Genomic DNA, 16,329 nt, shown 5'->3' on the forward strand with positions numbered 1-16,329 from the left:
TTCGTAATTACCTTCTTTCTAATGTTCTGTCGTATATGTCTGACATGAGCTCCGCATTTTCTTCCCAGCGGTATAAAGAAAGAACATGCTGTCTTCCCTTTTTGCCCATCTCGATTCCAAGCTCCGGCTCTTCAATGAATAGCTTCATTTTTTCTGCCAGCGCTGTGCTATTTTTCGTAGGGACGATAAAACCGGTTTCTCCGTCCTTAACGACCTCAGGCAATCCGCCGACATTCGCGACGACAACCGGAACCTCGCACGCTTGAGCTTCAACAGCCGCTACTCCAAAGCTTTCGCTGTCCAGTGTTGATGGAACAAAGAACACATCAAAGGAATTAATCAGCTCCGGCACTCTGGCATGCGGTACTCTTCCGTGGAAAACGGTTTGCGAATCAATGCCAAGCTTTTTTGCAAGAGCCTGGTATTCTTCAAGCTTCGGACCAGGTCCGACAATTTCCAGATTGGTCATTTCAAAGGCTTGGGGCGGCACCATCTGCTTAAGCTCCGCGTAAGCCTCAAGCAAATAACGAATTCCGTACTTTTCTGCCATCGTTTTAACAATCCCGAATGTTACTTTATCATCGGGCTTGCGGTTTGGCATCGGCTTGAATTTTTCCATGTCCACTCCGAACGGGGTCACGTCGATATGCTTGTCCGTATACTGTGCCGTCACTTCTTTCATAACATGGCTTGTAGAACCGATGACGTCAGCCTTGCTTAAAGCATATTTCACCATGTATGTATTTAGTTTGCCCTCTTTTGGAAAATCATATATATCCATGCCCCATACAGAGATCATATACGGATGGAAGTTGGTCATAGCACCAACCAGACCATAGCTTGATACGTAATGGCTATGCAGAATATCAGGCTGAAAACTCTGCAGCTGCTTCTTAATTTCCGGTACAGTCAGAAAATAAGAAAGCTTGTTAGAGAATTTCAGCTTCAAATAATGAGTTTGTACGTTAGGCCACTGGGAACGATCCTCATGATCGGTGTGGCTGTCAAAGCTGATATTTAATACTTGATATCCTTTGTTATTGTAAAAATCCAGCCACTTTTTCGTGTGGACGTTATTTGCTGGAGCTAAAATGGCAATCTTCATTTTCTTCACCTCTTATTTACGGATGGCTGTCAGATCGTGCACAACCTTCTGAACTCGTGCATCCCAGCTGTTTTTTTCAAATGCATGTTCCTGGATGGATCGGACGAGCTCCTGATGAACTTCCGGTTTTAAAGCTTGATGAACGGCCTCTGCAAAATCCTGCTTGTCCACTGTTGAAACGATTCCGAATTGGTTATCTTCAAGGAACCTCGCATGTGCATCACAGTTTGTCGCAACAATCGGCAGGCTGTAGGAAAGGTATTCAAACAATTTAACCGGCATGGCAAAATCATGATACGTATTCTTTTCTCTCGGGATCAATGCAAGATCTGCACTTTTGTATACTTCCTTTAATTCATCTCCGGACAAATGCTGAATGGAAATCCAGGGCTCATCCTGGAATTTTTGCACTTCAGGGTACTTCTTAAATTCTCCCTCACGGCAAATGAATTCAAGCTTAACGTTCACTCCGCCTTCATTTAACAAGCTGAATGCTTCAAGCATGGTTAATATGCCAACTGTGTCTGTAATACCGCCTACATAAACAGCTGTTGGGATGGAACTAGTGTTATGCTCCAAGGCAGGGACCTGTTCCATTCCAGGCGGAAGTTCGTCGAATTCCTTTTCCCATTTTACAAAGCGGTTCATTTCTAATGAAGGAAGATACATTTTATCCACTACTTTATGATACGTGCTGAGCTCTCTTCTGTAAATATTTCTCATAACAGGGGTTAAAAATTTATAACCAAACGGCGGTACGTACATATCATCAAACTGCCAATAGACGTCACGGTAGAAACAGCCAATCGGAACATGGTTTTCCTTTAGCTTTTTCCAGAAAGAAAAATCCATTCCAATCCCGCGGGGAACATGGTCCTTATCTGTGAGCCAGTAAGGCATTGTGCTGTTTTCCATATAGCAGAATACAGCATCCTTTACATCGTGGTTTCCCAGGTATTCACGAATTCGTTCTTTACGGTCCTTTGTTTGGCCTGAGATGACGATGATTTTAAGATTTTCTTTTTCCCCATAACGGGTAAAGGCTTCAACTAATCGTTTCGGCCGGACTCCCGAACCGCTTTTCGGGTTTTTTTGAAGCTCATATGGAAAGTAAACGATGGCGTGTTTCATGATAATCTCCTCTATGGTTACGTTTTACGCTATTTGGTTTTACTCACTCGTGCTTGAACTATAATCAATTCGCTGCACACCCGGGCTTTTTGTACGAAAAATGGAAGTTCGCACAACTATTTATTTTATTTGCATTTGATTGTCTATAATTGTCCATAAAAAAACCCCCCGCTTCGCAATCCAATGAACCTGGTTTATGCGAATAGCAGCGGGAGATGACAGTTACTCATTTTGATGCACTTTTATAAAATTCCAATGTGTTGGCAAGACCCTGAGGCAAGTTGACCTCAGCATTCCAATCAAGAGCCAAAATGGTGTCGCTGTTCGATAGCACGCTATCCCGTATATCACCGCTGCGTTCTTCTTTAAAAATCGGTTCAAGGCTGTTTCCAGAAATTTCGTTCATTAGGAAGAACAATTCCTTGATCGTAATTTTATCAGCAGAAGATACGTTTAAGATTTTATTGTCGCCGCTCGTTAATGCTTTCACATTAGCTTGCGCAACATCTCCTACATAAACGAAGTCACGTGTCTGCTCTCCGTCTCCGAAGATAAACGGTGCCTCTCCGCGGGATAGAGCCTCTGCGAAAATGGCAATAACGCCGCCTTCACCAAGTGCGTCCTGGCGCGGGCCGTACACATTTCCGTAACGGAGAATGGTGTAGTCAATTCCATACAGGCTTTGCGCCATTTGCAGGTATTTTTCAACGGAAAACTTGGAAACACCGTATGGAGCCAATGGCTTCGTAGGGTGATCTGCGTCAACCGGAAGGTATTCCGGATTTCCGTAAACAGCTGCAGATGATGCAAAAATAATTTTCCGGACGCCGTGTTTCTTCGCACTTTCGATCACGGAAAGAGAGCCGCGGATGTTGATTTCTTCATCCTTAAACGGATTGTCAATCGAACGCGGAACACTTACCTGTGCCGCCTGATGAATGATGGCTTCAGGCTTAAATTTTTCAACCGCTGCATCAAACTCAGGAGCGTTAATGCTGCTTACCATATATTGAGCTTTTTGGTTTACATTTTGCTGTTTGCCTGTGCTAAGATCATCCACAACCATTACGTCATGCTGCTCCTGCACTAATAAATCCACGATATGCGAGCCGATAAACCCGCAGCCACCCGTTACTAAAACTTTCATAACTTTAGGAAATCCTCCTAGACTGATCTTATCTAGCGCCTTCACCAGTAAAGATGACACGTATTGTTTTGAAGATTATTTTCAGATCAAGTACAAAACTCATGTTTGAGATGTAGTACAAATCATGCTGAAGCTTTTCTTTAGGAGTGATATCGTATCCTCCGTTTACCTGGGCCCAGCCTGTCAAGCCTGGTTTAACGCCAAGGCGCTGAGAAAAACCGGGGATTTCACGTTCAAATGACTCCGCAAACATCGGACGTTCCGGTCTTGGACCGATCAGACTCATATCGCCTCTAAGGACGTTATAGAACTGAGGAAGCTCATCAATCCGTGTCTTACGGATAAATGCTCCGATCTTCGTTACACGCGGATCATTTTTCGATGCCCATTGTGCACCGTTCTTTTCAGCGTCCGTTCTCATGGAACGAAGCTTGATTACGTTAAATTTATGTCCCTTCAAACCGACGCGCTCTTGAAAAAAGAGTGCCGCACCAGGGGATTCCAGCTTGATCGCAAGCATGGTAATTAAAACGATTGGGCTTGAAAGTATTAGGCCGATCATTGCTAAAATGACATCTGCAATTCGTTTTCCGTATTCGTTATATGCTGTTTTTTTCGGGTTTATTTCTGCTGTTTGTGCGTAGGCAACGGATTGATACTTACGATACAAATTGGACTCTGCCCGATTAATCGCCACCAAAATCACCTCTAAATTTCTTTCGGTTCACTTTATGTTAGTGTTTCCTGCTTTTTCTGCTTGTTCCAAAGAATTCACTCATAAGAACAATATCACTACTTAAAAAAAAGGTCAATAAAATTCAGGATGTGGTTCCGCTCTCTGCAAAACCGTTCATTTCTTGGACATAATTTACTTTTCCCAGGGGAAAGCTGTAAAACTGAAACTGATAATTCAGCCATTCCCTTGATTGCGCATCCGCATACTTCAAGAACCGCCTCATTAACCGTCTAACCTTATTGTTTGAGTAAACCCCATCTTAATGCGTGCAGATTGCAGAGAAAATCACATTAATTTGGAAAGCAAATGCAGCGGGCAGCTGCCCCTCAAACAAGCCTGGAATTTCCATACATAAGGATATGACGATGCAGATCTGAAATGGTTGCAATCACAGTGTAAATTTTTTGTAAATAAGTGTGGGAAATATCCTTAAAAGAGTTCGGTACTGCATCCATTTTTACGCGCTTAACCTGCTGTTTTTTTTACGAGGTATGCACGCTAAGCTTCTTTACCCAATATTTCATTTTTCCTAAACCAGCTTCCACATCATTTTGCAACAAATACTTTTGTCAGATAGTCCGCCCAAGCCTTTTGTCCTCTCGGAGATGGTGCTGTCTCATCTTCATTTAAATAGGAGAGAAGATCTTCCGAATCTCCTGGCGGCCAGTTTTCCCAGTGGTTGAGATAGGCAATTCCATTTTCTGTTGTATAATTTTTAAGTTTCTCAACCTCTTTAGGATAATATTTGGCGTCATACAGAGGATAGGACGGCTGGATTATGATGATGCAATCCTTGTTAGCCGATTGAATGCATTTTTTTAACACCGTTATGTGTCCGATCTATGACAACCTCTCCATTGTCCTCGAGAATAAACGGTTCGAGGAGCAGCAGATCTGGCTTTGCTTCAACAGCGTTACTAAAAGCTTTTCTGACAAAACTTACATTGAGGTTTTGTCTTTTAAGAAAATGGATTGCATTTGATGAATGCCGGGAGGATAATGCTCCTTTAGCTTTCGCCGAACCTGATCTGACCATGAATTCTTTTCCCCATTTGATGTATCGGATCCAAACAGGACGAGTTTAACTGGCTTTCCTCCTTTTCCGCATTCATGATTACCTCTGCTGCAGGGCGGGGCAAATTTTTTGTTAAATTTACAGCAACGAGCTCAGGCTGTATGCTGTTCGTACTTTCTAAAGCCGGCGTGCTCGCAACTCTCTGTGAAGCAGCCGTTGCTGTCTGTCTTTGGATTTTATCATCCCAGTATATTTCCCCTGCTGATATGCTTGCTGCAGATACGATTGCGGTAAGGATGAGAGCCGTCTTTTTCAAAGGTCTAATTAACTTTTGATAGTATACTACAAAATGGGGAAATATTGGGTGTTTTGTCGAACTTTTTACATAGTTTACAAATGGGGGGATAGTAAAAAAGCCAAGCCATAATGGCCTGACTTTTATCCAGCGCTAATTAACTCTCTCAGCTGCTGCTCATCTTCATTTAAATTATTGATGATTTCATCCGGCAGAGGAGTATACCCGCCATCTTTAATGATTTTTTCCGCTTTTTCCTTAAGGCGGTCCAGCTCCGGTAATTTCGACTTCGCTTCTTCTGCCTTTCCTGACTGAGCAAGATTAAACAGATTATTCATTAAACGGTGTCTTGAAATGTAGTAAATGGTTCGTTCGATTTCTTTTTTTCCGGGCTGGACGAATAGCTTTTGCAGCTCCTCCCGGGCAGATGAGCCGGACACTTGTCCAATTCGTTCTTCGGTTTCTTTAATATGCTTTGATAAGTAATCATACATATTATTGGCATAGTAGATATTTTTGTCATTATTAATGAGGATTTTATACCCGTCTACATACGTAATCGTATATTCACCCTCTGTTCTCGCTTCTTTCTTGCGCAGGTAGTTGCCGATTGCAGGGTCCAGGGCAGGGTAACCGCCGGTCTCTTTAATTTGAGTCGCTCTTTTTTTGAGACGGTCCAGTTTATTCAAATCCGAATCGATGGTATAGGCTTCCTTATAAACACTATTCTCCATGGATGAAAGGAGCCTGTACTGGGAAACTTCATAAATCGTGCGCTCGACTTCGACTTTAGCCGGAGCCACATATTTTTTCAGTAACGCTTGGCGGTTATTGGAACCCGGTACTTTTCCAATAGAAGCTTCGGTTGACCTAAGGGATGCAGTAAAAAAATTGTATTGGGAATGAATAGCTGTAATTTGTTTGCTGCTGATCGCTTGTTTGAAGGATCTCGTTTTCGCTGCAAGCGTGTTTCCGTTTTTAACGGCATTTGTATACGCAGGAGACTCTGCAGCCAGGGCAGCAGGCATGGACAGTGTGCTTATGAGCAGAATGGTTCCTATACCAGCCAGTAATGCTTTTTTCACTATATGTTCCTCCTAGAATGTTAGTCAGATTATCACCGAAGTTGGCTCTTTTTTAAAGTATATAGTGTTTCCGGCTCTTTTTACAGGGTTTCGTCTTTCTGGAGAAAATTAAAGGGGAGAAAAAGAGGTGTGGCTGATTCCTGCTGCAGGTCTCCTTCTCAAAGAGCTACAATCATCCTAACCTAATTTTTAAGTACATAAAAAAACCCAGACCACTCACAAAGCGAGTGGTCTGGGTTTACAGAAGGACCATTAAATTATTTTATGGTTAGTTCATAAGGGGACATACTCACCCGGTTCATTGCTTCTTCAACCTTCACGTAGTAGGTTCCTTTTTTAAGGCTGAGCTTGAACAGTTCGGAATCTCCTGTACCGTATTGGTCAGCTGTCCAAATTGCTTTTCCTTTTGAATTATAAAGGGTTACTTTGCCGTCTGTACCAAATGGAGTTTTGAGAGCTGCAGTCAGCTTTTTGTCCTTGGTTAGGACAAGCTTATACGTATCAGAATCCTTTGGTGAGTGGAAGTAGCCTTTTGCTGATCCGTTCTTCATGGAAGCCGGCTTGCTTGGGATTCCTTTTTTCACAACAGAGCCGCTGTCCTCATCCTTCCCGCCCATCTTGGCAAAGGTTAGTTTGTAAGGAACAATGGTTGTTTGTGTCCCCCAGTAATTCAATGCCACTGCAAAATAGCCTTTTCCTTTCTTTCCTTCGAGCGATCCCGATTCAGGATCATTATCAAAGCCGTAATCGGAAATAATAAAGTTCCCTTCCTCCTCAGGTTCAAGCTTTCCGTTTCCATTTGTGTCTTCAATGGTAACCAATACCGGGTCAATGGCAGCCTTAAGGTTTTCAGCGACCTTAGCGCCCGTGATTTTCTCTGGCATTGGCTGGATGGCATATCCATATAAACCGCTCGCTGCCGGTTTGAAATAAAACATATCCATATCGCCGATTGAAGAGAAGTTTCCTTCAACCGAGGTTAAGCCAATTGGTTTTGCTTGAGCATAATCATCATTTGTTTCATATTTATCAGCTGTGTTTTTATGTGTCGCTTTAACCGTGAATTCATATGGATAGAGTGAAGCCTGATAATTGATATCCGCCATTTTCAAATAGTAGGTTTGCCCTTTTTTCAAGCCTGCTTCATATTTAGCAGCAGGGCCGTAACTATTTCCCGTCAACTGGATGTTTGTAGCAAGCGGAATCAGATCCTTCACTTTTTCATCGTATCGGTAGATATCCATAGCAGGGACATAGGATTCCCTTCCGTTTGCAAATGTAAAATCGTAAATCGCATGCTCGTCAGGGGTGAATGCATACCAATCCTCATCCCCCATGTACTGAATGTATCCTTTTGACGTGCTCCCTGTCTTATAAGGAAGGGCGCTGCTTAATACACGCTGGATATACTCCTCAAAAGAATCAATTGGAGATGAATCATCCACGATTATTTCACTTCTTTTAATAGCGTCCGTGGCACTTAATGGTTTTTCCCCTTCAGCAGAACCCCCTCTCATTTCAGGGAAGTTATCTTCATCCGCCTCTATTACCTGGCTGGATAAGGAAACTTCATATGGAAGGTGGGAAGAGAAATTGCGATCCAGGTCAATGACCTGTTCTCCAGTCATCATCATCCACATCCAAGCATCCATGCTTGGTTTATTCGATACCTCAATCAAGTATTCGGTGTTCTGGCTTGCCTGGAAGATCACTTCTTCCCCTTGTCCCGGCCCTTTCGTATCCGCCATTCCAATTTCGCTCGTGAATTTTTCTCCTTCCTCCTCGACCATCATGGAGATTTTCAGATTCGAATCAATTCCAGCGACTCCTGATAAAGCAAATTTCATCATTTCCCCAGCTTTGACTTCGACTGTTTTAAATGAGAAGTAATCGCTGTCTCCTTTGAGGGCAGGCTTAGACGGATTTTCTTCCTGTCCCTGGTCTTTCGTGCCCTCATCTGCTGGAGGCATGTCGGCCGACTCATCTGTAAAGTAAAAAGGTTTATCTGATTGATAAGGAAGGACCGAAACCTTTTCAGGTGCTTCCATGTTATTCGTGTCTTCGAGCTTCGTATTGTGTGTTTCAATGGTCAATCCATACTTAGAGAGATCGGCCTCACTATAATTGCCGTATGCATCCTTAACAGATACGAGCAGGACGCCATCTTCTTTTGCTTCAAAAAGCGTTCCTTCGGTTCCATTATCTCCTTGGTCATTGATTTTTTGAGTGGAAGCAGCTTTCGTTTCCTTTCCCTTATAAAACTCAAGGCCAAGGACATAGTCATAATTCGAGGACCCGGTCAATTTCGTTTGAACAAACTCACCTTTTTTGACATTCAGCTTGTAGAGATCCGTTTGATTCATTTTCTTAAAGGAGCCGGAAACCGTATTTACTTTCCCATCCTCAGCAGCAACCGCTTTTGCAGCACCGAGCTTTTTATCTGCCGGAAGCTTCGGATTGGCCGGAACCTTTTTCACATCATATTTCAAAGCAGCAACTGGATCAATCAGGCCGTTTCCGTAGGAGATGTCATATCCCTTCGTCCCAAGATCCTTCGCTGTTTTGTTTAAAATGTAATTAATTTGATAGGGCGTAAGCTTTGGATTTTTGCTGAGCATTAAAGAAACGACACCCGCTACAGCCGGAGATGACATGGACGTCCCGCTCATTTTTCCGTAGGAAGAGCCTTTTTCAAAATCAAAAAGGGTGGAATATACATCCTCTCCAGGTGCGACCACATCTACTGACGGACCGAAAGTCGAGTAGCCAGAAAGCTTATTTTTGCTGTTCGTGCTGCCGACTGCGATAACCCCTTCGAAGGATGCCGGGTATTCCTGTATATTCAGTCCGCTGTTTCCAGCAGCCGCAACAACGGTAATGTTGGCATCAATCGCTTTTTGAACGGCATCCTCAATGATTGGCGATGGGAACCAGGAACTCAAGGAGAGATTGATGACTTGAGCCTTTTGTTCAATGGCCGTAAGAATTCCCTGGGCCACGACATAGTCATTAGCAAAAAAGGATCGGTTAAATACGTCGATCGAAAGAATGTCTGCATTAGGGTTGATGCCGTATCCGCCAGTCCCGTTGTTCTTCTCAGCAGCAATAATCCCTGAAACATGAGTCCCATGAACGTCAACCAACCCGTTTTGGGCAGGATTCATCACATTTTTATTGCCTTTTATCTTGTTTTTCAACTCAGGGTGCTTCGCATCCACGCCTGTGTCAACGACGGCAACCCGCACTTTATGTTTCCCGGCCAATTTTGACGCTTCCGGGATATTCAGTGTATTTAAGTGGTACATTACAGAGGCCTTTAAATCCGGCCCTCCTGCTTGTTTCAGTAAAGCGCTTTTAGAAATAGATGACACTCCTGGCATCGAGGCATAGTTTTTCGCCGCATCCTCCATGGAGATCTTTCCATTCACCTGAACAATATCATAACCGAGTGCTGCTACCCGCTGGATGAGCTTTCCTCCAGCACGCTGGTGAGCCTGAGCGGAAATCGGTGTTTTGTATTTAATCATTAACGTTTTATCCGCAAACTTCTGATCTTTTTCTTTTTTTACACTGCTTGTTTTCCCCTGTTTGCTTTGATGCTGTTTTAAAATCTCTTTAATAGCAGCTTCTGATTTGGGTCCTTTTTCTACGGCCGCTGCAGATACTCCCGGCAGTGCGCTGAAGATGAGTGCTGCTGTTACAATGCCGCTTAATGCCTTTTTTAATGGTTTTCTCACAATTTTACCCCCGTCTTTTTGTCAGTGGAAATATTCTCCACTAAAACAAATACGACGCCACCCACATTTTACCTTTTTATTATTTGAGTCTTTTTTGTGACAGGTTTTGTGCAGGAAAGACGGAAATTTCCCGGGGAATGAAGAAGGAGATCAAAAAAAGTCGGATTGCAGGTATTGGTGCAGTCCGACTCCTGTTAATTTTTCTGGTAGATCATTCGGTCGCTGTTGAAAATAACATAGGCACCGCCGCCAAGCTGCAGTCGGTTGTCCTTCACTTCATATACTCTGAATTGAAGATTCGGACTTAAAGATTTTAAAGCTTTTCCATCCTGATATAGAACGGCTTTTTCTGTCATCTTAACCATTCCCTCATAATAAAGGGCAGCATGATCTTTCCTAATGGTGTAGCCACCGCCCACTTCAAAGCGGCCTTCCTTCCTATCATAAACCTTGATAGCTTCTCCTTGCTTCAGCATGCGGCTCACAGTCCCATCCTGAGAATAGAGCGGCATTTGTTTTTTAATAAGCACTCTTCCTTCATAGACACTGACGTCTTCACGCTTCATATAATAGGTTCCGCCCACATTCAGCCAATCTTTCCCTGCGCCATACACACGAATGGACTCTCCCTTTTGTGCTGTGCGGAATAGAGTAAGCTTTCCAACGGCTTCAAGATTATAAATTCCGGCTTTCGTCCGGACTGTCGCTCTTCCTTCCGGCAGGGATTCCGCCTTAATGGCCTCTGGCTTCTCTAGCTCTGTTTCCGGTTCATCCGGAGTATCAGGTTCATCCGGTGTTTCCGGCTCGTCCGGGGTCACCGGCGGAACTGGGATATCTTCCACTGCAGGCTTCCCTTTTGTAAAGCTCCAAATGTCCGATTCGGATATACCGGTAAACTTGTCGCTCGCTGCTGCATACCAGGAATAAACGGTTCCTTCTGTCAGGCCGTTCCATTGAATGGATGCAGAATCCCCGCTTTTCACATTTTGAATTTCACCGATCTTTTCATCTGTGTAGACATTGACAGCAAAATAGTCGGTTGCCACTCGTTTATCCTGTGGAGTTAAATCAAGATTCAGCACGAACTCGTCCTTATTTGGAAAATCTGCCGTATTATAAAAATTGTAATCTTTCATATACGGAGAGTACGTATTGACGATGATCCGGTTTGAATCCGCATCAAAATGAAGAAGTCTCATATAGCCTTGACCGCCTTCAGGACCTGCCTGATAGTCGGCAAGCATTTGAGGCACCGCACGATCCGGCTTGCCGTCCCCATTGTCATCGATTTGATCAACCAGGAGACGGGCTTCATGATAGTGTCCGCTTAGAACAGCTATAACGTTTTTATTAGGTACAACAATCTCATTGAACAGCTTATCACCTAAAGGATGTCTGACTCCTGTCGCCATCATATATTCATGGAAGTTCAGAATGGCTTTCCGGTCTGGATGTTCACTTAATACTTTGTTCATCCAGGCAATTCCTTCTTCATCGATTCCCCAGCCCATATACAGCATAAGGTAGTCATTTCCATTCGCTGAAATCAAGTCATAGTGCCCTTTATTATTTTGGAAGGATTCACCGTAGTATGGCTGTTTTTTATAACGGTCTTCCCCGAAGTATTTCCAGAATTGATTGTAATCACTTGTTTTGTGATCAACATCATGGTTGCCGGCAAGCACCCCGTATGGTACCTTCGCATCCTCCAGCGTTTTCATATACTGATCGGCCGCTTCCCATTGATATTCCTGGTTCGCCATATTCACAAGATCGCCAGTATGCATCACATATTTTATTTTCATCTTTTCCTTGTTTTCTGCTATCCATTTTGTCTGAGAATTATAGATTTCAGGATAGCTTTCGGAATAGTACTGCGTGTCTGACATCCATACAAATGTATAGTCATAGTCATTGGACGATGCAGGGATTTCATCCTGAATCATGACATTGATTTTGCTGTCCTTCACAAACTCTCCTGCTGCTGCATTTCCTTTTAAAATGAAATCCTCTTTGCCCGCAACAGAATAGTCAATAACAGACCAATGGGCATTACGATGATTCCATGCATACATCGTCACTTTTCTGCCCTCTATCGAATGGCCTTTCCAGGAAAGCTCGATGCGGTCCTTAGCATCCAATTGACCCTCCACTTTTACATCAAAGCGATGATAGGGAAATTGTGTCCCTGAGTCTGTCGTGACGTATTGGTTATCCGCTTTCGAGACGAGTGCCCGTTCTTCATCTGACAGTGGCGTTTCCCCTGCCGGCACAGCTGTTGCAGGAGGCTCAATATCTACTGCATTTTTGAACGCTTCCACCTGTGTAGTCTGGCTCGCGTTATACGTATATCCTTTATAGAAGGAAACGTTCATGGTATCGCCTGTCGGATCGGCAGTCCGAACAGAAAGAATCGGATTGTTATCTGCTGTCGCATTCATTTCCGGGCTGATTAATTGAGGCGGATCCGGATTTTCAGAAACCGTTTTGAACGTAATCGTTTCTTCTTTTAAATTTCCGGCCTTGTCCTCCGCCTTAATGAACAAATTATGGCTGCCCGGGGTCATGGCTGAAGCAGATGCCTGCTGCGGAAGCTTTACGTCCTTGCCGTCTAGTTTCACTTCCGATTTCTTCAAGCCTGATCCCGCATCAGTGACCGCGGCATCTATAGAAAATGCCCCTTTATATTCTTTTCCTTCTATTATAGTAGGTTTTATTTCAGGTGCTGTGTTATCAACGATGACTTTTCTCGTTAACGTCTGGCTGCCATCTTTTATGCTAACCGTATGTTCCCCGTCGGCAGCCGTTTTTGTATTCCACGTATAGGCTTTTGCCTGAAGGTGCTCATCGGTTAAGTTAAAATGAAAATCAAAAAATTTGGAAGCACCTGCCCCATCTCCGACATTCAAGTTGTTTTCAGGATTTGAATGGACAGGATCTTTAATGATAGTGCCGTCTCTAAGGACAAGCCTCGGATTTTTCATATCAAAATCGTCGCGGTTCTCTGCAGATTCAAGATCAAATGGACTCGCTTTTGTTCCTGAACGGACAGTTAGTACGTTGTCCCCTGCCTTAAGGCGGTTCGGTTCAATTGGAACGTAAATCGTCTGCCATTTAATAATGAAATCATCAAAAATCCGGAGAACATCGTCCCCCATCGTCATTCCGTTTTGGAAGAAGGTATTCACATTATTTACATCAATCGCAAAATACGCCTCGTGCTCCAGAGAAGAAGAGCCATTTCCCTCGAATGCTTTTCCATCAAGCATAAATTGCGCGTCTCCTGGAGCCGCTCTTAACAATTTGTCTCCGGCGACATACTCCCCATCCTTCACATTCAGGCGAAGTGCAGAGGCATCAAGACTGCTTTTGATATTCACCCGGACAGGTTCTGTCTTCGTTTCGTTTTTCCCATCCGAAACCGTAAAATAATAGTCCAGCGTTTTCTTGCCGATTAAATCCGGCAAATAGACGGTATGGTGATATAGCGTATCATTATAGTCCTGTTTTATAATCGATTCCTTATAGATTCCATTGTCGGTTTTAACGAATAATTTTACGGATTTAACCTCTTCATTATCCAGCGCTTCAGCAGTAATAGCAAAGTCACTCAGTTCGTCTGTACTTGTTTTGTCCGTTAAATCATTGATTGTTGGACTGGTCTTATCTTCAATCAGCTGAACCGGCTTAGATGGAACCTGATATTCCTTAACTACTCCCGGCGTTGCCTTTTCTTTCGCGGCGTTCACCTTTAATTGTTTCGTTGAACCATCCTGAGGAAACGTATAATTAATTCCTTTATCAGTGGCTGCATCGTTGACGTTCGGAACATCATTGTAATACGCAACATTCAGTTCCCTTCCGCTGTTTGTCGCGACGACAAGACCTCTCATCAGCGTGTTGGACATTCCGTCGCTGTAAATTTTGACGAGGTTTTTGTTTTCCTCTAGATTACTACCGTAATTTTTATTAAAGTCTGCAGCCGTTTTATCCTGATTTGCTGCGTTTATAATCCAGAAAACGAGTGTTTCCCCTGCCGGAATTACGGCTTCATCCGGAATGGACGGCCATACAATATCTGTTGCCGCTTCAGCACCTGAGCGGTATTGAATCTTATAATCTTTAAAGTTCAGTTCTTCGTTTGTGTTGTTATAGACCTCAATAAATTCATAGCCATCCGAGCTGCCCACGTTCGTTGAATTCGGCACAGCTTCTGTTATGAGAAGGGGAGGCACATTTGCAGGATTGGCGTTCGATGGAGCGATGGTAATCGTCGCCTCTTCAGTTTGCGCCGTATTTTTTCCGTCTGAAGCACTCACGTAATAGACCAAATCCGCCACAGCATCACTGCCGTCGATCTGGCCTGTGTAGGAATCTGGTTTATCAGGTGACGCTGTCATCGGAACAGCTTTAAACTCCGATTCACCCGATTTTTTATAGTGAAGCTGAGTCTGTGACACCAGTCTGTTGTCTTTAATCTCTGCTCTAATCGAAATCGGAGAATATGCAGACCCGTTTGCAACCGGTTCGAGTTTAATGCTTGGAGCTTCTGTATCCGGTCCTGCCGGTTTATAAGCCTGTTCTTCCTCGATGGTTCCTGGTGTCGGCACTGCAAGTGTTTTGAACGTTTTCATTGCAGTCCCGGACTCCGGTGCCTTGAAATGGATATCGGCTCCTTCATCGTTTGATTCGTTGGGAAGGTAAGAAGCGGATACAACAGGCTGGCCGTTCTCATCTTTTATTAGGATGCCGCGGTCACCTGTATTTGCAAATCCATCAAAATTACCTTTAAATGCAACCAGTTCATCAGCTAAATTCACTTTATAGTGCTCATTAAATTGGTTTGGTGCCACTCCTGCCTTGTTAAACCATAAAACAGCCGTTTTCCCCGGTTTAATCGTGACCGGAGGCATTGGAGTAATTTCGTAATCAGATCCAGGTGTCTTTGGATATTGATAAACAAATTTAAATTTGCTCAAATCCATCTCTGCATCGGTTGGATTATAAAGCTCTATGTATTCAAACGAATCCGTACCTTTATTATTTGGAGAGATCTCCGTAATCAAAAGCTGCGTTGCCCTCACTTCCTGCTCTGCTGCCTTTACAGCACCAGCAGGTATTGCACTTACAATTGTTGATAAGGTAAAAATGAATACAAGAAATCCAGATAAAAGCTTGTTCTTCCTCATGATTAACCCCCGCTATTCTCGTAATATCGCCATAATTTTACATATGGATTACTAAGATAGCTGGGGGAATTTTTAAAACATTCATAAATATTGATTAATTTTACAATGTAAAAATTAACAATTTTCCGATTGACTTTTTAGATTAATACTTGGTTTTGTTTACGTAGCAAGTATTCGCTAGGTAACTAATGGTGGAGTTTATAAAGCCGGTCAAACTTACTATTTAGACAATCTCGCATCTTATTTAGCCGGTCGGAACCGGAATTTGTCCGCTGCATTTTATTTGTCCGATGGCACACTTTATTTAGCTGTCCCGCTTTGCTTTTTAGCCGTTCTTTACACTTTTTTGGCCGATCGGAACTGGAATTTGTCCGTTGTATTTTATTTGTCCGGTGGCGCACTTTATTTAGCCGTTCCACTCTGCTTTTTAGCCGTCCTCCACACTTTTTTGGCCGATCGGAACCGGAATTTGTCCGTTGTATTTTATTTGTCCGGTGGCGCACTTTATTTAGCCGTTCCACTCTGCTTTTTAGCCGTCCTCCACACTTTTTAGCCGATCGTCCCCTTAATTTGTCCGTTGCATTTTATTTGTCCGGTGGCGCACTTTATTTAGCCGTCCCGCTCTGCTTTTTAGCCGTTTTCTACACTTATTCGGTCGGTCGTACCCTTAATTTGTCCGCTGCATTTTATTTGTCCGATGGAACACTTTATTTAGCCGGTCCGCTTTACTTTTTAGCCGTTCTCTACACTTTTTTAGCCGGTCGTACCCTTAATTTGTCCGCTGCATTTTATTTGTCCGGTGGCGCACTTTATTTAGCCGTCCCGCTCTGCTTTTAGCCGTTCTCCCCACTTTTTTGGCCGATCGGAACCGGAATTTGTCCACTGCATT

Annotated in this window: 10 protein-coding genes; 1 reads left to right on the forward strand and 9 read right to left on the reverse strand. The window is 43.4% G+C overall.

The annotated features are described in order from the left end of the window. Positions 1-7 precede the first annotated feature (7 nt). The 6 genes from AS29_RS08445 to AS29_RS21575 form a co-directional block, all read right to left on the reverse strand. A complete protein-coding gene (locus AS29_RS08445; RefSeq protein WP_035404869.1) occupies positions 8-1,105 on the reverse strand; it encodes a glycosyltransferase in 1,098 nt (365 codons plus the stop codon). A gap of 12 nt (positions 1,106-1,117) precedes the next feature. Next, positions 1,118-2,236, reverse strand: a complete 1,119-nt coding sequence (locus AS29_RS08450) for a glycosyltransferase family 4 protein (RefSeq protein WP_035404870.1) — start codon at positions 2,234-2,236, stop codon at positions 1,118-1,120. A 226-nt stretch (positions 2,237-2,462) separates the two neighbouring features. Beyond that, positions 2,463-3,383 (reverse strand): NAD-dependent epimerase/dehydratase family protein, encoded by a 921-nt coding sequence (locus AS29_RS08455; RefSeq protein ID WP_035404871.1) that lies wholly within the window; start codon positions 3,381-3,383, stop codon positions 2,463-2,465. Positions 3,384-3,411: 28 nt separating this feature from the next. After that, on the reverse strand, positions 3,412-4,080 hold the full coding sequence (locus AS29_RS08460) for a sugar transferase (protein WP_035404872.1): 669 nt from the start codon (positions 4,078-4,080) through the stop codon (positions 3,412-3,414). A gap of 585 nt (positions 4,081-4,665) precedes the next feature. Then, positions 4,666-4,944 (reverse strand): SGNH/GDSL hydrolase family protein, encoded by a 279-nt coding sequence (locus tag AS29_RS08465; RefSeq protein WP_035404873.1) that lies wholly within the window; start codon positions 4,942-4,944, stop codon positions 4,666-4,668. Continuing rightward, entirely contained in the window at positions 4,916-5,155 is a 240-nt protein-coding gene (locus AS29_RS21575; RefSeq protein ID WP_035404874.1) for a hypothetical protein, read from the reverse strand. The genes AS29_RS08465 and AS29_RS21575 overlap by 29 nt, the downstream gene beginning before the upstream one ends. A 140-nt stretch (positions 5,156-5,295) precedes the next feature. Between AS29_RS21575 and AS29_RS21580 the strand changes: the two genes are divergently transcribed. Further along, a complete protein-coding gene (locus AS29_RS21580) occupies positions 5,296-5,469 on the forward strand; it encodes a hypothetical protein (protein WP_197491589.1) in 174 nt (57 codons plus the stop codon). Between the two features lie 103 nt (positions 5,470-5,572). Here AS29_RS21580 and AS29_RS08480 read toward each other — a convergent pair whose 3' ends face one another. The 3 genes from AS29_RS08480 to AS29_RS08490 all read right to left on the reverse strand — a co-directional run bounded on the left by AS29_RS08480 (position 5,573) and on the right by AS29_RS08490 (position 15,440). Then, positions 5,573-6,514, reverse strand: coding sequence for a hypothetical protein (locus AS29_RS08480; protein WP_035404876.1), 942 nt, complete (start codon positions 6,512-6,514; stop codon positions 5,573-5,575). 257 nt (positions 6,515-6,771) lie between these two features. After that, entirely contained in the window at positions 6,772-10,251 is a 3,480-nt protein-coding gene (locus AS29_RS08485) for a S8 family peptidase (protein WP_051860534.1), read from the reverse strand. 194 nt (positions 10,252-10,445) lie between these two features. Beyond that, a complete protein-coding gene (locus AS29_RS08490; protein WP_051860535.1) occupies positions 10,446-15,440 on the reverse strand; it encodes a lamin tail domain-containing protein in 4,995 nt (1,664 codons plus the stop codon). Positions 15,441-16,329: the final 889 nt, after the last annotated feature.

Origin of the sequence: Bacillus sp. SJS, assembly GCF_000732485.2 — a bacterium.
Lineage (GTDB): Bacteria > Bacillota > Bacilli > Bacillales > Bacillaceae > Metabacillus_B > Metabacillus_B sediminis.

Bases quoted from the DNA above. Each gene is read 5' to 3' on its own strand.
- AS29_RS08445 (WP_035404869.1), bottom strand. From the start codon at position 1,105: ATGAAGATTGCCATTTTAGCTCCAGCAAATAACGTCCACACGAAAAAG.
- AS29_RS08450 (WP_035404870.1), bottom strand. From the start codon at position 2,236: ATGAAACACGCCATCGTTTACTTTCCATATGAGCTTCAAAAAAACCCG.
- AS29_RS08455 (WP_035404871.1), bottom strand. From the start codon at position 3,383: ATGAAAGTTTTAGTAACGGGTGGCTGCGGGTTTATCGGCTCGCATATC.
- AS29_RS21575 (WP_035404874.1), bottom strand. From the start codon at position 5,155: ATGGTCAGATCAGGTTCGGCGAAAGCTAAAGGAGCATTATCCTCCCGG.
- AS29_RS21580 (WP_197491589.1), top strand. From the start codon at position 5,296: ATGCTGTTCGTACTTTCTAAAGCCGGCGTGCTCGCAACTCTCTGTGAA.
- AS29_RS08490 (WP_051860535.1), bottom strand. From the start codon at position 15,440: ATGAGGAAGAACAAGCTTTTATCTGGATTTCTTGTATTCATTTTTACC.